This is a genomic window from Campylobacter sp. CH278 (assembly GCF_004378845.1).
Taxonomy (GTDB): domain Bacteria; phylum Campylobacterota; class Campylobacteria; order Campylobacterales; family Campylobacteraceae; genus Campylobacter_D; species Campylobacter_D jejuni.
Genome location: NZ_RYXZ01000001.1, coordinates 217,365 through 236,236, shown reverse-complemented (window position 1 = coordinate 236,236; position 18,872 = coordinate 217,365). Strand labels below are relative to the sequence as shown.

Genomic DNA, 18,872 nt, shown 5'->3' with positions numbered 1-18,872 from the left:
TGCTTTCTTATACATTTATTCTCAAAATAAAGTTAAACCAAAGTATATTCTAAAACATCACTGAAAGTATCAACAGCAATGATTTCCATATTGTCTCTAACCTCACTAGGAATATCTTTTAAATCTCTTTCGTAATTTTTTCTTGGAATTAAAGCTGTTTTTATATCTGCTTTATAAGCTGCAATTAATTTTTCTTTTAATCCGCCTATTGGTAAAACTTTTCCTTTTAAATCTATTTCACCCGTCATTGCAACATCTGCTTTAACCTTTTTATCACTAAAAATAGAAGCAATAGCTGTGCTTATCGTAATACCTGCACTTGGGCCATCTTTTGGAGTAGCTCCATCTGGCACATGTATATGAATATTATAACTATCATAAACATTAACTTTAGGATCAATAATTATTTTTTTAGGTATTTTTATTTTTCCTTCATCGATTAAAACTTTTATCATACTAAAAGCAATTCTAGCTGATTCTTTCATTACATCACCCAAACTTCCTGTGAGCGTTAATTCTCCTTTACCTTTAATTTTTACAGCCTCTACTTTTAAAACATCTCCACCTACGATTGTCCAAGCCAAACCATTGACCTGACCTACTTGATTTTCTCCATTATTTTTTTCTATTTCAAAAACTTTTTTATCTAAAAATTCATTCAAATTTTTTGTATTAATAATGACTTTTTTAATATTTTCTAAAAGTAGTTTTTTAGCACTCTTACGACACAACTCTGCCACTTTGCGACGCAAATTTCTAACTCCTGATTCACGAGTATAATCGCTAATGATTAGCTCTATAGTTTCATCATCAATAAATAATTCATTGGATTTTAAGCCATGTTTTTTAAGTTCATCTGGAATTAAATATTTTTTCATTATATGAAATTTTTCACTTGGAGTATAAGAGCTAAGTTCTATAAATTCCATTCTATCTCTTAAAGGTGCAGGAATATTGCTAATATCATTTGCCGTTGCTATAAAAATGACTTTACTTAAATCAATATTAAAATTTAAATAATAATCCCTAAATTTAGAATTTTGCTCTGGATCTAAAATTTCTAAAAGCACCGCACTTGGATCGCCTCTAAAACTGCGATTTAATTTATCAATTTCATCCAATACAATTACAGGATTAATTTGTTTTGCCTCTATGAGTCCTTGAGTAATACGTCCAGGCATAGCGCCTATATAAGTTCTACGATGACCACGCAGCTCATTAACATCTTCAAGTCCACCTAAGGCTATACGAATAAGCTCTCTTTTTAAAGCTTTTGAAACAGAATTTGCCAGTGAAGTTTTACCCACGCCAGGAGGCCCATAAAGACAAAGTATAACTTTAGCACCATCTTTTTCTGCTATTTTTCTTTTTTCTAAAAGTTCCCTAACTGCAAAATACTCTTCTATGCGTTCTTTTGGTTTATTTAATGCATAATGATCATGGTTGAGCTGTTTTGAAACTTCCTTAATATCAAGTTTTTTCTTAGAAATTTTTTCAAAAGGAACATCTAATGCTGTTTCTATGTAAGTTTGAATCATCGATGCTTCGGAATTATCTTGATGAATGCGTTCGAATTTTTCAATTTGTTTTTTGATTTCTTTATAAGCGTCTTCGTGCATAAATTTCTTCTTTAACTCCAGACGCTTTTGATACTCTCTAACCTCATCTTCTTTTTGTGTATCAGAACCAAGCTCTTTTTGAATTTGTCTTAATTGTTCTTTTAAAAAATATTCTTTATTTACCTTATCAATACGAGAATGTACTTTATTTTTAATTTCTTTTTGAATTTTATTAGCTTCTATTTCTTGAGCAATTAAATCTATTAATTTTACTAATTTTTGCTCAAGATCTGTTAAAACAAAAAACTCATAAGCAACTTGTTTTTTAATACGCACAGTATTTAAAATCAAATCGCAAATCCTAGATGCATCAAAACCTTCTTCAATTGTTCTTAAAAGATCTGGAGAAAAATAATGACTAATATTTGCCAAATTTTTTACTTTCTCTTTTAAAACTTCAAGAAGTGCTTCTTTTTTAGTTCCTTCTAAAAAGTCTTCTTTTATAAGTTCTATCTTGGCTTCTAAAGGTTTATTAGAAATTTGCTCTATAATTTTACCCTTAGCATATCCTTGAAAAAGTATTTTCACTCTTCCATCAGGCAAAGGAACTTTTCGCATGATAGTCCCAATCACTCCGCAATTATAAATTTCATCAAAATTTCTTCCATTTTCCAACTTTGAAGGTGCAACAAAAAGCATGCTATCATTTTTAATCGCAAGATCTAAAGCTTTCATATTGGATGAATCGTTAATAAAAATAGGAGTTATCATAAAAGGATATAAAAATAATTCATCTTCAACCAATACTGGTAAATTTGCTGGATAATTTTGTATCTCTTCAATCTGCATTTATTTTCCTTGTTTATTAAAATCTTTCAAATATACTTCTATACCAAGGAAGCTCAGGTTTGATAATACTTTGCTGATAAAATTCACTTTCTTGAAGTCTTTGTTTATAAATTTGTGCACTTTCATCATGCCCTATGCGCTGGTATAGATTTTCTATAGTGCTATTAAGATAAAAAACCGCTAAATTAAATTTTGTAAGCATTGTCTGAACCAAAGGTTCATATTCTGTATAAGGATAATCTTTCAAAAAAGTATCTATTTCTTTTTGGCTTTCAAGCATTAAAGCCTGATTACGATTTGGGACTGCAAATGCATCAAATTTTGCTTTAATTTTAAGATAACGAATATAATCAGCATTGCGTGAATTTCCAAATTTTTTATTATATTCATCTAAATAAAAATCAGCTAACTTATATTCCTCTTCATCCATATGAGCTTGTGCTAAAATAATTAAAGTAGTTTCCAATAAAGGATCGGCAACATGCTCACTTGCCATACCATTATAATGATCATCGGCTTTTTCCAAATCCTTGTCCTGCAAATCTTTAATAATTTGCTTATACCACTCACTAGCACTAAGATTGTATAAACCTTCATCATTTTTCGTACTACACGCATTAAAAAAAACACTTAAAAAAACCAATAAAAAAATACCTTTTTTCATACTTCACCTTGATTTATATTCTCAAAAATCTATATTTTAACGATTTTATAATTATGTTCTTCTAAAATTATAATAAAATTAATTAAATAATTTAAAATTTTGGAATGATTATTGCTTATTTTATGTTAAAATATTAAACATTATAACTTGAGGAGAAAACATGACCCTAGCTGTTAAATGCCCTATCTTAGGTTTTGAAGAAACCAAAAATATGGAATTTTCAACTATCGATGAAGTATTTGTAAGACTTAAAAGTCTTGATGGTAAAGACTTTTCTTTTGTTTTAATTAATCCTTATTTGATTAGACCTGATTATGAATTTGATATACCAACTTACTATCAAGAGCTTCTTTCTTTAACACCTGAATCTAATATGAAAATTTTTAATATAGTAGCCATAGCAAAAAGCATTGAAGAATCGACAGTGAATTTTCTAGCTCCAGTAGTCATTAATCTTGATAATAATACTATGGTACAAGTGATACTAGATACAGTTAATTATCCGGACTTTTTTCAAGCTGATCAAATTGCTAATTATATTAAAAAATAATGCTCTATATACTTGCAAATGGAGCTATGGCAACAGCCTTAGCCTATGGATTAAAAGATAGTTATGAAATTTGCATAGTAGGAAGAAGCTTAGAAAAGCTTCAAACTCTTGCCAAGGAAGGCTTTAAAACCTTACTTTACAAAGATTTTAACATAGAGGGCAAAGATGTTATTTTGGCTTTCAAACCTTATGCTTTAGAAAATATTGCCCAAATGCTAAAAGGACAAGCACGCATCTTAATCTCTGTTTTAGCCAATGTTGATTTTGAAAAACTACAAACCATCAAAGCTCAAAATTATGTTAGAATAATGCCTAATACAGCAGCTAAATATAAGGCTTCAACTACACCATATATACTTAAAAACTCTCATTTTGAAAATGAAATTTTAGACATTTTAAAAACTTTTGGTTCAGCTTATAAATTAGACAATGAAATGCAAATGAATGCAGCTATGGCGATTAGCGACTGCGCTCCTGCTTTTTTAGCACTTATAGCAGAAAGTATTGCTAATGCTGGAGTTTATGAAGGTTTGTCAAAAGAACTTAGTCTTAATCTTACACGCTCTTTATTTAAAAGCTCTAGCGCTTTGCTAGAACATGAACATCCAGCCATTATTAAAGAAAATATTTGCTCTCCTGGCGGAGTTACAATAAAAGGCATAAAAATACTCGAACAAAAAGGAATTCGCGGAAGTTTTTTTGAAGCCATAAATGCTAGCAGCACTAAATGAAAAAGGCTTTCATACTTATAGAAAGCATTAGTGCTATAACGATCATATCTTTAATTTTCATTGGTATTTTTTATTACTATACTCAACTTTACAAAAACTATGAAAATTTAAATATTTTTGAAAGACTCTATAAACTTCAAGAAGAATTATATGAAAAGCCTATTTTTAAAACCATCATACTTCAAACCTCAGCCTTAAAACCTATAGTTTTACAAGAACAGTTTGTTAATGATGGTATATTTCAATTTCAAAAATTATACCTTCAAGATCAAAATTATAGCGTTTATTTTAAAGAATGAGCAAAGCTTTTACACTTTTTGAACTTATAATATCACTAATACTTTTTACTTTTATAACTAGCTTGCTTTCAAAACCTTTAATGGATTTTTACCATTTAAATTTCACTGCTTTGCATACAAACAATCTTATCACTCAAGCACATTTAAACTTGCTTAAAATAGAAAAATTAATACAAAATTGTATTAATATTACATTTTCACAAAATACATTAAAATGTCTTTTAAAAGATGAGTTAATTAGCCTAAAAGATAATAAACTTTATCTTATTAATTCTGCTCTTATTTTAGAAAATAATCATACACTTTATTCACCTCATTCTGATTTTAAAACACAACTCCAAAATAGAAAAGATTTATATAACGACAATGAGCATATTAGCTATGCTTATAAAATTAATAAGATTGAAAAAATATCCATCTTGGAAAATGGTATATCTGCAAATTTTACAGGTAGTTTTATTCCTTTGCAAGCTCAATTAGTTATCAAATTGCAAAATGAAGAACTTATATATGAAATAAAGCCAAAATTTAATGAACAATTAAACCAACAAGGATTAATTTCTAAAAACATAAGCTCATTTAACCTGCAAAACAATAAATTAAAAATTTGTCTAAAAAGACAAACAAAATATTGTCTTGAAAAAAGAATTTTACTATGAAAAAAGCTTATGTTTTAATTTGGACAATTTTTTTAATACTGCTAATAAGTCTATGGATGAGCTTGACCTTAAACATATCCAGCTATACTCCAAAAATAATCCAAGATAGTTATTACTACCTTCAAGCTCAAATTTTAAATCACAATGCAACACAATTTTCTAAATATTTTTTATATCAAGCAAAGCAAGAAAATAAAGAATGTTTAGATAATATATATTTTAATTACGCAAAAGCTTTGATTAAAATAAAATACTTTTATCCTATTGTACAATGTGTTAATTTTAAATTTTCCAACTTCAATCCCGATGCAAATTTAAGCAAAGATGGTGTTATTATAGCCCACATTAGCATTGCCTTAAATCGTGATAAAAATGTCAATGATGAAATTTTACTCACAAAAAGCATTATCATTTATCCCAAAGAAAATTTTTGGAATTTAAAAAATTAAACCAAAGTCTTAGCAAGCTTAACACACTCTAAAAGACTTTGATTTTCACATATATAAAGATTTTTAAAATTTAAAAGCTTCTTTGCTGTGCTTTGTCCTATAACTACAACCTTATCTTCTTCTTTTAAGCTATAAAATTTTAAAAAATTTTCTACACTTAAAGGAGAGGTAAATATAAAAATAGCAGGATGAGTAAGTTTTTTATCACCTTTTTTAAAAACATTTTCATAAACAATCACTTCATCTAAATCCACACCTGCATTTTTAAGATCCAAATTTAAAGTTGAAACAATATTTTTAGCCCTTAAATACAAACATTTTTGCGCTTTTAATTCCTCTTTAAATTCAAGAAAAAGATCTTTTCCATAAGCCTTTGATGGAATTTTAATCTTTTTAAAACCTAAATTTTTAGCGTATTGAGCTGTACTTTGTCCCACAACGTATAAATTGAGTTTGAAATTTAAAGTGATTTTTGCATGTTGTAAAGCTTTTAAAGCATTTTTTGAAGTGCAGATTAAAGCATCATACAAACTCAAATCCACACTAAAATCATAAAAAACAATCTCATTTAAAATAAGATTTTCCACCCCTTCAAAAGGAGTTTCACTTAAGAGGTAAATTTTCATAGATTTTACGCTTTAGCTCTTTAACTGCCAAAAAAGCATCTTTAGCATCCATGATGGCCCTAACCACAGCCACACCGCTTAAATTTATACCCTTTAACTCAACAAGTGCTTCTTTGTCAATCCCGCCTATGGCTACAACCCCTATAGGGCTTTTATCACAAATTTGACTTAAAAGCTCAAGGCTTAAAAGCGAACTTTCTTTAGTAGGCGTTGCCTTGATAGCTCCACAACCTAAATAATTTGCTCCTTGTATGAACTCAAGTTGTTCTAGTTTTTTAAGGCTTAAGCCTATGATTTTTTCATCTCCTAAAAGCTTTCTAGCTAGTTTTACTTCTAAATCTTCCTGTCCTAAATGCACCCCATCAGCATCTAAGGCTAAAGCTATGTCCACTCTATCGTTAATCAAAAAAGGTATTTTATAAGCCTTGCAAAGTTTTTGCACCTTTAAGCCTAGTTTATAAAATTCTCTTGCATTAAGCTCTTTTTCACGAAGTTGTATGATACTTACTCCGCCTTTTATAGCATTTTCTAAAGTATTTAAAAAACACTCCTCGCTTTTATTTCCCTGAGAAGCAACTAAATAAAGGCTAAGATCTAATTTATTTTTCATCTAAAAACTTGAAAAAATGATTTGTAGGACCACAACCTTTTCCAAGATTGAGTGAATAATAAATCGCATTTCTTACATATTCTTTAGCTTCACTAACAGCATAAAATAAATCCTTGCCTTTAGCTAAATTACTAGCAATAGCCGAAGAAAGCGTACAACCTGTACCGTGAGTATTTTTAGTTTCTATGCGTTCGCCTTTTAAAATATAAATTTCTTTTCCATCATAAAGCACATCATTGGCATTTTCTTCACTATGTCCGCCTTTAAGTAAAACTGCCTTAGCCCCCAAGCTGCATAAATGCTTAGCTGCTTTTATCATCTGCTCTTCATTAGCGATCTTAAAACCGCATAAAAACTCTGCTTCAGGAATATTAGGCGTAAGAATGTCTGCAAATTTTACTATGGTTTGTTTGAAAAAATCACAATTTTCTTGCGGCATTAAAGCATAACCATTTTTAGCAAACATTACAGGATCGATCACTATATTTTGAGGTTTAAACTCGCTTAAATTTTTAGCTACACAGCTCATTAATTCACAAGAACCTATCATTCCGATTTTAGTTGCCTTTGGCACTATATCTTCAAATACGGCAAGCATTTGTACATCCACGATTTGAGTAGGTATATCGTGTACAGAAATCACCCTTGCGGTATTTTCAGCTACCACACTTAAAACCACACTCATACCAAAAAGATTGTGCGCACTAAAGGTTTTAAGATCGGCTTGTATCCCTGCTCCACCACTACAATCACTCCCTGCTATAGTTAAAACAGGTATAAGTTCGCTTCCTTTTGCTTTCATAATTCTTCCTTTAAAATTTTGATCCATTCTTCACCCTTAGGGCTTAATTTTTGTCCTTTAAAACTCTGTTTTGCAAAAGCTACAATCAAAGCATGAAAAATTTGATAAAGTTCATAAAGTTCGCATTTTTTTCCTAAAATTTTACACAAATTTTCTTGCTCACTCTCTATACCACTTTGAAAAAATTCTCTTAATTCTTCATAATTTTCAAACTCATAGCCTAAGTGAAAAGCCAAACGCAAACTATAACTATCTACAACCAAAATCTCTCTTTTGCAAAGATAATTTAATATCCCATCAACACTTTCAAAACCCAAACCTTTGATATTTAAAAGCCATTCTCTGCTTACATTTGTTTTAAAATTTTCTAAATTTTCATAAGTGTTTATGATACTTTCTACTAAGCCTTTTAAACGCTTGGCTTTGGTGTTATAAAATCCGCTAGGCTTGATTAAAGTTGCAAGTTCTAAATTGGATAAAGTATTGATTTGTTCTAAACTTGTAATATTTTCTTTTTTTAAATTTTCTAAAGCTTTTAAGACATTTTTCCAATTTGTATTTTGAGTTAAAATCACAGAAATTAAAAGCTCAAATTCACTCAATCCTTGATTTTCAAGCCAATCAAAATCATAATAATTTAAATCCAAATTTAAAAGCTTGGTAAAAATTTGCACTCCAGTCATTTAAAATTCTCCTTAAAAGCCAAATAAAATTGCTTTGCAGTACGACCACTTCTGCTTGCTCTTAGAGTAGCAAATTCTTTAGCTTTAGCGTGTAAAAGCTCTTTATCACAAGAATAATCTTTAAAATAAAAATCTATCATCTTTAAATACTCTTCTAAATTTCCCTGATAAAAACTTAACCACAAACCAAATCTATCACTCAAACTTAATCTTTCTTCAGCAGCATCGCTTAAATGAAGTTCTGTATGTGCAATTTGCGTATCAAGATTATCAGCAATACTTTCACTTAATAAATGCCTACGATTTGAACTCGCATAAATAATTACATTATTTGGGGCTTTTTCTATGCTTCCCTCAAGCAAAGGTTTTAAAAATTTATAACTATCATCTCCTTTCTCAAAAGAAAAATCATCACAAAAAAGTATGAATTTAAAATTTTCTAATCTGATTTCATCGATGATATCTACTAAGGCAAATAAATCTTCTTTATTTAATTCGACAAGTCTTAAGCCCTGTTCTTTAAATTCGTTAAATATAGCTTTAATTAAACTTGATTTTCCAGTGCCCTTAGATCCCCATAAAAGTGCGTGATTTGCTCCCTTATCTTGAATGAAATTTAAAGTATTTTCATAAAGTGCTTTTTTTTGACTTTCCATACCTACTAAATCTTTTAAAGTGATAGGATCGATTTCAAAAATAGGCTTTAAATAGTCTTTTCTTGCTCTATAAATTGCTGCATAAGTTTTATTCCAATCCATTTTAAGCCTTTCTTAAATGCGTCAAAATTGCCTCTAAAATATCATCATCGTCTTTGCTTTTTGCCTTGATGAGTTCTTTTTCATCATTTAAAGCAGTAAATTGAATATTTTGCTCATAATTGCTAATACTTTTAAATTTATTTAAAGCTAAAATTTTAATGATAATCAAAGATAAAAATTGCTTAGTATAAACATCAAGTTTTCCAAAGCGATCTTCAATTTCACCTTCGATCTCATAAACCTCATGAACTTGCTCACACTTGCTAAGTCTTCTATAAAGTTCTAATCTTAGGCGATCTTCGCTGATAAGTTCGCTGTTTAAAAAGGCATTAACATTGAGTTTTAAATCAAGTTTATTTTCTTTTTGATCCACTTCATTTTTACTTAAAGCATTAAGTTCATCTTCTAACATTTTAAGATATAAACTATATCCAATTTGCTCGATATGTCCACTTTGATCTACGCCTAATAAATTTCCACCGCCACGAATTTCAAGATCATGATAAGCCAAAACAGAACCTGCACCTAAAAAAGAATTACTTTCTAAAGAAACTAGACGCTTTAAAGCATCTTTTGTGATAGCATTTTTATCTTCGATTAAAAAATAACAATAACCTTGCTTATCACTTCTTCCTACACGCCCACGCAATTGATGCAAATCAGCCATACCAAAACGATCGCTTTTTTCTACTATGATAGTATTTGCATTAGGTAAATCAATCCCACTTTCTACGATAGAGGTACTTAAAAGCAAATCATATTCTTTGTTTTCAAATTTCAACATTTCTTCTTCTTGCACCTTGGCATCGATTTTAGAATGTAAAATCAAAATACGCAAAGTAGAAAAAAGTTCTAATAAATGTTTTTTACACTGCTCTATACTTGCAATATGATTATGAATATAAAAAATTTGCCCACCACGTCTTAACTCTCTTGCTATAGCTTCTTTTAAAAGTGCGTCATCATTTTCTTTGACAAAAGTTCTTACATCCATTCTATCTTCTGGTGGAGTTTGCAAAACACTATAAGATTTTATAGAACTTAAAGCTTGATTTAAGCTTCTTGGTATAGGGGTTGCTGACATGGATAAAATATGTGAATTTTGAGTGATTTCTTTAAGCTTTTCTTTTTGCTTCACTCCAAATTTATGCTCTTCATCAATAATAACAAGAGCTAAATTTTCACATTCTACACTTAAAAGCGCATGAGTTCCTACAACTACACAAGCTTTATTTTCTTTTAAATTTTGTAAAACTTGTTTTTTTTCTGCACTACTAGTAAAGCGATCCAGTTTAAAAACCTTTATATCAAAAGGATCAAAACGCTTTTTTAAGGTTTTATAATGCTGATGAGAAAGCAAAGTTGTAGGCGCAAATAAAAATGCACAAAATCCACTTTTAACTACTGGATAAATAGCATTCATAGCGACTTCTGTTTTTCCAAAACCCACATCACCGCTTAAAAGCCTATCCATAACTTTTCCACTTTGAAAATCTTGCAAAATTTCATGACAAGCTTTCTCTTGATCGCTTGTATAAATAAAACCCGCACTAGTTATAAAATCAGCTTGTCTACTTAAATCCACTGTGATTTTTTTTGCTTGCACTAAAGATCTTTTAGCTGCCATAATAACAATTTCAGAAGCTAAGGCTAAAAGTTTAGTTTTTAATTTTTCTTTAAGTTTAATAAAGCTTGTTTTACCTAGTTTGTCTAAACTTGGAATAGATCCACTCACGCCCAAATATTTATCAATTAAATAAAGATTTTCCACTGGTAATAAAAGCTTATCAGAATTTTGATACTCTATAGCAACAAACTCTTTTTTTGCTCCGCTTATCACTATCATCTCAAGACCTAAAAATTTACCTACCCCATAATCTTCGTGTACTATATAATCCCCATTTTTAAGCTCATCTATAATCAAACTAGCTTTTTTTCTTGTTTTTTGTTTTTCTTTTTGATTTAAAGAAATGATTAGCTCTTCGGGACTAATAAGATTAAGCCTTAAATCACTTTTTACAAAATGGATATTTTGAGTATCTTCAAGCTCTAAAGCTTTAAATAAAGCTTCGTTTTTAGCTAAAAGTGTGATTTTTTTATTTTTATGAAATTCAAAAAAATCTTTATTGTAAGAACTTTGTAATTCTTTAAATTTTTTAGCTTGAGGTAAAATTTTTGCATTCACAAAACTTATATCTTTTTCATATTCGTTAATATCAAACTTTTCACAAGCTAAAAAATCAAGTTCTAAATAATCAAAAAAATCATCAATACACCAAAACCCTAAAGAATTGATATCATGTATTAAAGTATCGCTTTGAAAATCTTCTAATTTGTCCTTAAAAATTCCATAATTTTCTTTGTCAAAATATTTTAAAAAAGGACAAATTTCAAAATGTTCTAGTTCGTTAGGAATAGACTTTTGACTTTGCAAATCAAAATATCTTATACTTTCAATCTCTTCGCCAAAAAGTAAAATTCTAATAGGATTTTCTTCATTGATACAAAAAATATCAATAATATCCGCACGAATTGAAATTTCACCTTTATCCTGAACTATATCTACAAATTCGTATCCCAATCTTGAAATTTCATCTTCAAAACATTTCAAATCAAAATTTTGTTTTTTATCGATATGATAATTTTGCAAATGTTTTTTTGAAGGAAGTTTTTTTAAAACAGTATTTAAAGGAGAAATAAGGATTTTTTTTTCTTCTTCTTTATGATAAGCATTTAAAATCTTGCAAAGATCAAAAAGTTCTTTGGAAAAAGCCCTTAAATCATCTCCAAACTGCGCTCTAAAATCAGGTAAAACAAAGGTTTTTAAACCCTTAAATCGTGAAACTTGAGCAAGTAAATCTGCTTGTTTTTCATCTTTACAAAGCAAAAGTTCACAAATTTTTGGATTTTGTAGGTATTCATAAAATGAAGCTTGCATTATTCTTCGTTGTTATTTTCAATAAGTTTGATAGTATCTTCTTTAATTTTACTAGTTCCATTAAAGCGACCGCCATTTTCTATAGAAATTTTTTGCGTTGAAATATCGCCATTAACAACTCCACCCGCTAAAATTTCTAAACTATTGGCCTCAAGTTGCCCTTCAAAATACCCATTTACTACAATTTTATCTGCTTGTAATTCACCTTTTAAATTTCCATTTTTTCCGATAACCACAATGCTTTCAGAATGAATAATACCACTTAACTCTCCATCAACATGAAGCATAGAAGCAAAATAAAATTTACCCTCAATTCTCGCACCTGAAGAAATTACCGTTGTTTCTGAGCTAGAGCTGGATGCTGGGCTGATACCGCCTTTATTAAAGATTGCCATGGAACTCTCCTTTCTTGATTAAAAAAATCATTCATATTTTTTCTTTGCAAATTTAAAAAATACAAAGGTTCTAAAGTTTTATTAATAAACCTTACCTCATAGTGCAAATGCGGCCCAGTAGAAAGACCTGTATTGCCACTATAACCTATCAACTGTCCTTTATTAACAAATTGACCTGCTTTAACCACTTCTTTGCGCATCATATGAGCAAATACTGTTTTAAAACCAAAATTATGCAATAAAATTACATTATAGCCATAGCCATTATCACTATAACCTGAAAATTCCACTACTCCACTAGCTGGCGCATAAATAGGAGTACCAATTTCCGCTCTTAAATCAATACCAGGATGAAATTCCCTTCTTTTTAAAAGCGGATGCTCTCTCCAGCCAAAATTTCCTGTAATGCCTTTATTTTCAATAGGCCATCCATTAGGAATTTGCCCCAAAATTCCAAGTTGCTGCTCATTGGTAAGCTGAAGATTATCAAGTCTTGCACTAATTGTAAGATTATTTTCTGCTTCTAAGCCCAAAGCCTCTTCAAAAGAAGCTATTTTATCTTCTATAGCTGCATACTGCTGAGTTTTTTCTTCTATGCTTTTTTGCATTTGCGAATTAGATAATTCCAATTCTTTGCTTTTTTTCAAAAGCTCCTCACGCTTTTCACTGATATCACTAAGTTTACTATCAAGATATTTGATATAAAAACCACTAAAAACTAAAAATAAAACAATAAAAGCAATAGTATAAAAAACTATTTTTTTGATTATTTGATTTAAATAAAAATGTCTTGAACCGTTAATATCTGTAATGGTAATAGTGAATTTATTTTTTACCACACCACTCCTTTAAAAAATTTTCTACCAGTATAAAAGAACCAAAAACTAGATTTTTTTTATTTTCTTCCAATTTTACAAATTCTTTGCATTGTATGCCTAGCTTTGATGCAATACTATAAATTTCATCATCAGCCAGCTTTCGTTCTGCACTTTTATATTTATATATTTGTATTGTATCAATAATAGGCTTTAATGTATTTAAAATTTGAAAAATATCTTTATCCAAATAAGCATTATAAATAAGATTTATTTTTTCTCCTTGAAATTTATCAAGCATAGCCTTAGCAGCCATGGGATTATGACCCACATCAACAAAAAAATTTGGAGAAATTTCTTGACATCTTCCTTGTAAATTTAACTCTTGCAACTTTTTTAAAGCTTCTAAGGTTTTTTCTTGCGAAGTTAAAATTTCACAAGCCTTTAATGCAAGCTTTAAATTATGCTTTAAAAAACAAGGTAAAACAAACTTTTTACAATAAATCTCAAAAATTTCTTTCAAAAAAGGATTTAGGGAAGAAACTTGCAAATTAGCTTTTTTTAAAAAAGCAATTTTTTTTGCTAAATTTAAAACATTTTGCTCTTGCTCATCACTTATAAGTGCTATAGGCGCCATAACTTTAAGCTTGGTTCTTGCAATATCTTCTAAAGAATTGCCCAAAATTTGAATATGGTCAAATCCAATTCTTGTAAAAATATTCATTCTTCTTTCAAAAACAGAAGTAGCATCATATTCTCCACCCACTCCTGCTTCTAAAACAATGAAATCGCATTTTTGAAATAAAATCATAGCTAAAAAAGTAGCGTATTCAAAATAACTTAATTTTTGCAAGTCTTGTTTAAAAATTTCTTCAAGATTTTCATGAGCTTGTTCTAATTCTTTATCATTTGCAATCTTACCATCAAGATAAAATCTTTCATTAAAACTGAAAATATGCGGACTAGTATAATGCCCTATTTTATAATTTAAATTTTCTAAAAGTTGGGTTAAATATCTACCCGTGCTACCTTTGCCATTTGTGCCTATAACTTGGATTATAGAAATATTTTTGAAATATTTCTTATATTTTTCATACATTCTAAACATCAAAAAACGATCAATTTTATCGTAATTTATACTTTTTTGAGCTAAAAAATTCTCAACTTTCATTATATTTGTTCATCAACTGTTGAAATCTGCTGTATCAACTCATCCAAAATATTAATATTTGGCTTACTTTGTTTATCAAGATAAGCCACATGAATTTTAGGTGTTATGATATCTTGCTTATAAATAAATCTAAAATTTTCTATAGTTTTAAGATTTGTATTTACAAGTTGAATGATTTCTTCTTTACTTTTTCCTGGCGAAACAATCAAATAACTCTTTTCATCTATCATCCACAGTTCATCAAATTCGCTACAAGAATCTTTTAAAATTTTTTTAAATCGAACAAAAATTTCATTCAAACTTCCCATACCATATTTTTCCATAATGAAACGGTAATTTACTATAGAAAATAAAGCTAAAGAATAATTAACTTTATACTTATTAAAATTTTCATCCATTTTATCAAGCTCTTTAAGAACACTCCAAGCCTCTCTCTCCTCCAAGCTTTGCGTGAATTCAATTTGATTATTTAAAGATGTAATTTTTTCTCCAAGTTGTTTAAATTTTAGTTTCAAATCCTCAAAACTAAGTTTTACTTCCCCATTTTCATCTGGTTTTAAAGTATTGATAAAATCCATATTTTTTTCATTCGATTTATTAAGCAAGACAAGCAATTCATAGATTTTTTTTAGATTATCATTAAAAAAATTTAAATTTTTTTGGACATACATATTATCAACCATTATACGATGATTTATAAATTCCATTAGTTCGTTTTTAAAATTTTCTTCGCCTATTACAAAAGGCTTTTGTGTTAAATTTTGTATAAAACCTTGAATTTTTAAATCTTCCACCAATGAAGGATTTAAACCCAAGCATAATAATTCACTAAAGTGCTCATAACTACGCTCTTCAAGTTTAACTAAGAGTTTTTTAATCACGCTATCATAATCATCATATTTACTAATGCCATATTTACGAGCTTGTTCTTCTAAGTCATTTTCATCGTAATTTCTTTCAAGCTCTTTCCATTTTTTAGTAAGCAAGTAAATACTTTCACTATCCATAGTTTTAGAAATTCTAATCGAAGTCACCTTAGCCAAATCTCTTATCTTTTTATCCTTACTTATTTGCAAAGTTTTAGATATAGTATATAAAAAATCAAAAAATTCACTAAATTGTTTTCCGCTTTGTCTATTTAAAACAGAAATTAAAAAACTAATTAGTTCTTCTAAACTTCTTATAGTTTTAGAATTTAATTCTTGTTGATAAATCGGTAAAAGCAAGGTTTTGTATTTGTCAAGTTTAGCTTTATTTGAGCTTGTGATACCATATTTTAAAGATAATTCTTCAAAAATTTCCGTATAATTTTCAGGAGTTGGTTTTAGTTTTCTTTCTTTTAATGCAATTAAAGTTTGCTTTGCTATTTCATTAGTATTTGGAATCACGTTTTTGCCCTTTAATAGCAATTACGGAAATAAACTCATCAAATGCCTCGCTTGAAGCTGCTCGAATAGCCTCATACCTTGCAGAATCACTAATAATACTATTTGGAGAAATTTCAAAATTATAACTTCCACTTGTACTAAAAGCCTGACTTGAACCATCTTTAAAGACAACATTAAAATCTAAATTTAATTTAGCTTTATAACTAATAACATAGCCATTTTTATCATAAGCTAAAGGAATAAATTCTAAATTATTCATTTTAACATTAATTACATCATCTGCCTCGTGTTTTAAAGCAAGTTTACGCCCTAATTTTGAAATTACCATTTCTTTTAAAGTATCGGCAACATAGATACTATTTTTTGGGTCTTGTTGACTTAATTCAACATTAACATAAACCTTCTCATCGAAAATATTATTAGCGATTTTTGATGTAGGAACATATCCACAAGCACCTAAAAATAAACCTATACAAAAAATTAAAATCTTTTTCATTTAATCACTAGATTAACTAGCTTTCCTTCCACATAAATTTCTTTAACTATACTCTTACCTTCAAGCCATTTAGCAGTATTTTCTTTTGCAAAAGCTAAAATTTCTTCTTTGCTCGCACTACTTGAAATTTCAAATTCAGCCCTTTTTTTACCATTAATACTTACAGCTAAATTTAAAGTATCTTTTACAAAAACCTCTTCTTTAAGTTCTAATTTTTTGAAATTTTTACATTTAAAAAGCTCCTCGCTAAGCTCAAAACAAACATGAGGAATAATAGGCTCTAAAATATTTAAAATAATATAAAAAGCCTCTTGCTCCAAAGCTTCATTTTTACAAAGCGCTAAAGCATTTAAAGCTTCCATGCAAGCTGCAATTAAAGTATTAAAAGCAAAACTTTGATGATAAACTTCAAAAGATTTTTTCAAAGCTTCATATACCTTTAATCTTGCATATTTTTCTTCTTTGTTTAAATTTTCTTGTTTTAATTCTACAAGCTCACCTTTTTTAACATTTTGCGCCCTATCATAAAGTTTGCAAATAAATCTATAAGCCCCTTCAACAGCATCATCATTCCATTCAAGCTCTTTAGCCGGAGGCGCAGCAAAAAGTATAAAAAGTCTTGCGGTATCAGCACCGTATTTTTCTATAATCTCATCAGGATCTACAACATTGCCTTTTGATTTTGACATTTTAGCACCATCTTTTAACACCATACCCTGAGTTAAAAGTCTATCAAAAGGTTCATTTTGCGTTAAATAACCCAAGTCTCTTAAAGCTTTTTGGAAAAATCTCGCATAAAGTAAATGCAAGATTGCATGTTCAATACCACCTATATATTGATCCACACTCATCCAATACTTCACACTTTTTTCATCTAAAGCTTTTTCCTGCCAAGTTTTCTCATCACTTGCAAAACGTGCAAAATACCAAGAACTTTCAAAAAAAGTATCTAAAGTATCGCTTTCTTTTTGAGCCTCTTTGCCACATTTGGGACAAATACAATTTTTCCAAGTTGGATGTTTATCAAGTGGATTGCCCTCTCCTGTAATTTGCACATCTTCAGGCAGAGTAATAGGTAAATTTTCTAGTTTTTGAGGTACTATACCACAGCTTTGACATTTAATCATAGGAATAGGCGCACCCCAATATCTTTGACGCGAAACACCCCAATCACGAATTTTAAAATTTACAACCCTTTTTCCTATATTTTTAGCTTCAAACTGAGAAATAATTTTTAATCTTGCCTCATTACAATCAAGATTATCAAATTCTTGACTATGGATTAATTTTCCTGATTTTTGCGTATAAGGTAAATTTTCTTGAGTTTGAATAACTTGTTTGATGGCAAGATTATATTTTGTTGCAAATTCAAAATCTCTTTCATCATGAGCTGGAACAGCCATAACCGCTCCACTACCATAATCAGCCAAGACAAAATTAGCCACCCATAAAGGAATTTTTTCTCCGCTTAAAGGATGAATGGCATAAATTCCTAAAAAATAACCTTCTTTTTCAGAACTTTGTCTTTCTCTTGGGCTTTGATTTTGAATAGCTTTGATTTTATTTAATACATCTTGATTTAATAAATTTTGCGAAAGCAAATTTTGAACAATTTTATGTTCTGGAGCTAAAGCGATATACGAAACTCCATAAATTGTATCTGCTCTTGTAGTAAAAACTTCTAAAGAACTTTCTTTAGTTTTTTGCTTGCTTTCTTCGTCTAAATTTAAAGAAAATTCCAAACCTTCGCTTTTACCAATCCAATTTTCTTGCATAGTTAAAACTTGATTAGGCCATTTATCTTTTAATTCTTCTAAATCTTTTAAAAGTTCCTCAGCATAAGCAGTGATTTTTACATAATAACCTGGCATTTTTTTCTGCACCACTTCATGACCACAACGCCAACATTTTCCGTCTTCAACTTGCTCATTAGCCAAAACCGTTTGATCTTGCTCACACCAATTCACATTTGCTTCTTTAGTGTAAATCAAACCTTTTTCAAACATCTTAATAAAAAATTCTTGCTCAAATTTTGTATAAAGTGGATCTGAAGTAGCAAGCATTCTTTTTTTAGAAAAAGAAAAACCTAAAGAAAAAAGTTCTTTTTTCATATAAGCTATATTTTCATAAGTCCATGACTTAGGATGAATTTTATGTTTAATAGCTGCGTTTTCAGCAGGCATACCAAAGCTATCAAAACCTATAGGATGTAAAACATTAAATCCTATCTTGCGATAATATCTTGCTAAAGCATCACCTATAGTATAATTTCTTACATGCCCCATGTGAATGCGTCCGCTAGGATAAGGAAACATCGATAAAATATATTTTTTAGGCAAATTTAAATCATCTTTTGGCTCAAAATATTCATTTTCATCCCAAATTTTTTGCCATTTTTTTTCTATTAAACTTGCTTCATAAGCCATAAAT

The 18,872-nt window shown here is 29.2% G+C and carries 19 protein-coding genes; 5 read left to right on the top strand and 14 right to left on the bottom strand.

What is annotated here, in order from left to right:
- Positions 1–32: 32 nt before the first annotated feature.
- Positions 33–2,408: an endopeptidase La gene (gene lon, locus ELQ04_RS01205; RefSeq protein WP_002936688.1), complete on the bottom strand. Its 2,376-nt coding sequence runs from the start codon at positions 2,406–2,408 to the stop codon at positions 33–35.
- Positions 2,409–2,424: 16 nt separating this feature from the next.
- On the bottom strand, positions 2,425–3,072 hold the full coding sequence (locus ELQ04_RS01200) for an outer membrane protein assembly factor BamD (protein ID WP_002936691.1): 648 nt from the start codon (positions 3,070–3,072) through the stop codon (positions 2,425–2,427).
- Between the two features lie 160 nt (positions 3,073–3,232).
- On the opposite strand from ELQ04_RS01200, the gene fliW reads away from it, so the two are divergent.
- From fliW to ELQ04_RS01175, 5 genes are read left to right on the top strand one after another with little or no spacing between them, the layout of a single operon-like run.
- Positions 3,233–3,622 (top strand): flagellar assembly protein FliW, encoded by a 390-nt coding sequence (fliW, locus tag ELQ04_RS01195; protein ID WP_002852982.1) that lies wholly within the window; start codon positions 3,233–3,235, stop codon positions 3,620–3,622.
- Positions 3,622–4,353, top strand: coding sequence for a pyrroline-5-carboxylate reductase (locus tag ELQ04_RS01190; RefSeq protein WP_002936693.1), 732 nt, complete (start codon positions 3,622–3,624; stop codon positions 4,351–4,353). Before fliW ends, ELQ04_RS01190 begins: the two co-directional genes overlap by 1 nt.
- Positions 4,350–4,652, top strand: coding sequence for a type II secretion system protein (locus ELQ04_RS01185; RefSeq protein ID WP_002936694.1), 303 nt, complete (start codon positions 4,350–4,352; stop codon positions 4,650–4,652). The genes ELQ04_RS01190 and ELQ04_RS01185 overlap by 4 nt, the downstream gene beginning before the upstream one ends.
- The gene (locus tag ELQ04_RS01180) at positions 4,649–5,311 is read left to right on the top strand and encodes a hypothetical protein (protein ID WP_002936695.1); all 663 of its coding nucleotides are present in this window, start codon (positions 4,649–4,651) and stop codon (positions 5,309–5,311) included. Before ELQ04_RS01185 ends, ELQ04_RS01180 begins: the two co-directional genes overlap by 4 nt.
- On the top strand, positions 5,308–5,760 hold the full coding sequence (locus tag ELQ04_RS01175; RefSeq protein ID WP_044778066.1) for a hypothetical protein: 453 nt from the start codon (positions 5,308–5,310) through the stop codon (positions 5,758–5,760). The genes ELQ04_RS01180 and ELQ04_RS01175 overlap by 4 nt, the downstream gene beginning before the upstream one ends.
- On the opposite strand, the gene ELQ04_RS01170 is transcribed toward ELQ04_RS01175, so the two are convergent.
- From ELQ04_RS01170 to leuS, 12 genes are read right to left on the bottom strand one after another with little or no spacing between them, the layout of a single operon-like run.
- The gene (locus ELQ04_RS01170; RefSeq protein WP_002936697.1) at positions 5,757–6,386 is read right to left on the bottom strand and encodes a uroporphyrinogen-III synthase; all 630 of its coding nucleotides are present in this window, start codon (positions 6,384–6,386) and stop codon (positions 5,757–5,759) included. The two genes, ELQ04_RS01175 and ELQ04_RS01170, sit on opposite strands and share 4 nt — an antisense overlap.
- Positions 6,364–6,996 carry a thiamine phosphate synthase gene (thiE, locus tag ELQ04_RS01165; protein ID WP_002936702.1) on the bottom strand — a complete coding sequence of 211 codons (633 nt, stop codon included), beginning with the start codon at positions 6,994–6,996 and terminating at the stop codon, positions 6,364–6,366. Before thiE ends, ELQ04_RS01170 begins: the two co-directional genes overlap by 23 nt.
- Positions 6,986–7,798, bottom strand: coding sequence for a bifunctional hydroxymethylpyrimidine kinase/phosphomethylpyrimidine kinase (thiD, locus tag ELQ04_RS01160; RefSeq protein WP_002936712.1), 813 nt, complete (start codon positions 7,796–7,798; stop codon positions 6,986–6,988). The genes thiE and thiD overlap by 11 nt, the downstream gene beginning before the upstream one ends.
- On the bottom strand, positions 7,795–8,481 hold the full coding sequence (locus ELQ04_RS01155) for an endonuclease III domain-containing protein (protein WP_002894310.1): 687 nt from the start codon (positions 8,479–8,481) through the stop codon (positions 7,795–7,797). The genes thiD and ELQ04_RS01155 overlap by 4 nt, the downstream gene beginning before the upstream one ends.
- Positions 8,478–9,239 (bottom strand): ATP-binding protein, encoded by a 762-nt coding sequence (locus ELQ04_RS01150; protein ID WP_002894311.1) that lies wholly within the window; start codon positions 9,237–9,239, stop codon positions 8,478–8,480. The genes ELQ04_RS01155 and ELQ04_RS01150 overlap by 4 nt, the downstream gene beginning before the upstream one ends.
- Position 9,240: 1 nt before the next feature.
- On the bottom strand, positions 9,241–12,177 hold the full coding sequence (locus ELQ04_RS01145; RefSeq protein ID WP_134224420.1) for a DEAD/DEAH box helicase: 2,937 nt from the start codon (positions 12,175–12,177) through the stop codon (positions 9,241–9,243).
- Complete coding sequence (locus ELQ04_RS01140) at positions 12,177–12,572, bottom strand: polymer-forming cytoskeletal protein (RefSeq protein WP_002936716.1); 396 nt, start codon at positions 12,570–12,572, stop codon at positions 12,177–12,179. Before ELQ04_RS01140 ends, ELQ04_RS01145 begins: the two co-directional genes overlap by 1 nt.
- Entirely contained in the window at positions 12,509–13,411 is a 903-nt protein-coding gene (locus ELQ04_RS01135) for a M23 family metallopeptidase (protein WP_002936717.1), read from the bottom strand. The genes ELQ04_RS01140 and ELQ04_RS01135 overlap by 64 nt, the downstream gene beginning before the upstream one ends.
- Positions 13,398–14,558 carry a folylpolyglutamate synthase/dihydrofolate synthase family protein gene (locus ELQ04_RS01130; RefSeq protein ID WP_002936718.1) on the bottom strand — a complete coding sequence of 387 codons (1,161 nt, stop codon included), beginning with the start codon at positions 14,556–14,558 and terminating at the stop codon, positions 13,398–13,400. Before ELQ04_RS01130 ends, ELQ04_RS01135 begins: the two co-directional genes overlap by 14 nt.
- Positions 14,558–15,946 (bottom strand): hypothetical protein, encoded by a 1,389-nt coding sequence (locus ELQ04_RS01125; protein WP_002936721.1) that lies wholly within the window; start codon positions 15,944–15,946, stop codon positions 14,558–14,560. Before ELQ04_RS01125 ends, ELQ04_RS01130 begins: the two co-directional genes overlap by 1 nt.
- Positions 15,930–16,442 carry an LPS assembly lipoprotein LptE gene (gene lptE, locus ELQ04_RS01120; protein ID WP_002860199.1) on the bottom strand — a complete coding sequence of 171 codons (513 nt, stop codon included), beginning with the start codon at positions 16,440–16,442 and terminating at the stop codon, positions 15,930–15,932. The genes ELQ04_RS01125 and lptE overlap by 17 nt, the downstream gene beginning before the upstream one ends.
- Positions 16,439–18,868, bottom strand: coding sequence for a leucine--tRNA ligase (gene leuS, locus ELQ04_RS01115; protein WP_002892217.1), 2,430 nt, complete (start codon positions 18,866–18,868; stop codon positions 16,439–16,441). The genes lptE and leuS overlap by 4 nt, the downstream gene beginning before the upstream one ends.
- Positions 18,869–18,872 lie beyond the last annotated feature (4 nt).

Bases quoted from the DNA above. Each gene is read 5' to 3' on its own strand.
- lon (WP_002936688.1), bottom strand. From the start codon at position 2,408: ATGCAGATTGAAGAGATACAAAATTATCCAGCAAATTTACCAGTATTG.
- ELQ04_RS01200 (WP_002936691.1), bottom strand. From the start codon at position 3,072: ATGAAAAAAGGTATTTTTTTATTGGTTTTTTTAAGTGTTTTTTTTAAT.
- fliW (WP_002852982.1), top strand. From the start codon at position 3,233: ATGACCCTAGCTGTTAAATGCCCTATCTTAGGTTTTGAAGAAACCAAA.
- ELQ04_RS01190 (WP_002936693.1), top strand. From the start codon at position 3,622: ATGCTCTATATACTTGCAAATGGAGCTATGGCAACAGCCTTAGCCTAT.
- ELQ04_RS01185 (WP_002936694.1), top strand. From the start codon at position 4,350: ATGAAAAAGGCTTTCATACTTATAGAAAGCATTAGTGCTATAACGATC.
- ELQ04_RS01180 (WP_002936695.1), top strand. From the start codon at position 4,649: ATGAGCAAAGCTTTTACACTTTTTGAACTTATAATATCACTAATACTT.
- ELQ04_RS01175 (WP_044778066.1), top strand. From the start codon at position 5,308: ATGAAAAAAGCTTATGTTTTAATTTGGACAATTTTTTTAATACTGCTA.
- ELQ04_RS01170 (WP_002936697.1), bottom strand. From the start codon at position 6,386: ATGAAAATTTACCTCTTAAGTGAAACTCCTTTTGAAGGGGTGGAAAAT.
- thiE (WP_002936702.1), bottom strand. From the start codon at position 6,996: ATGAAAAATAAATTAGATCTTAGCCTTTATTTAGTTGCTTCTCAGGGA.
- thiD (WP_002936712.1), bottom strand. From the start codon at position 7,798: ATGAAAGCAAAAGGAAGCGAACTTATACCTGTTTTAACTATAGCAGGG.
- ELQ04_RS01155 (WP_002894310.1), bottom strand. From the start codon at position 8,481: ATGACTGGAGTGCAAATTTTTACCAAGCTTTTAAATTTGGATTTAAAT.
- ELQ04_RS01150 (WP_002894311.1), bottom strand. From the start codon at position 9,239: ATGGATTGGAATAAAACTTATGCAGCAATTTATAGAGCAAGAAAAGAC.
- ELQ04_RS01145 (WP_134224420.1), bottom strand. From the start codon at position 12,177: ATGCAAGCTTCATTTTATGAATACCTACAAAATCCAAAAATTTGTGAA.
- ELQ04_RS01140 (WP_002936716.1), bottom strand. From the start codon at position 12,572: ATGGCAATCTTTAATAAAGGCGGTATCAGCCCAGCATCCAGCTCTAGC.
- ELQ04_RS01130 (WP_002936718.1), bottom strand. From the start codon at position 14,558: ATGAAAGTTGAGAATTTTTTAGCTCAAAAAAGTATAAATTACGATAAA.
- lptE (WP_002860199.1), bottom strand. From the start codon at position 16,442: ATGAAAAAGATTTTAATTTTTTGTATAGGTTTATTTTTAGGTGCTTGT.
- leuS (WP_002892217.1), bottom strand. From the start codon at position 18,868: ATGGCTTATGAAGCAAGTTTAATAGAAAAAAAATGGCAAAAAATTTGG.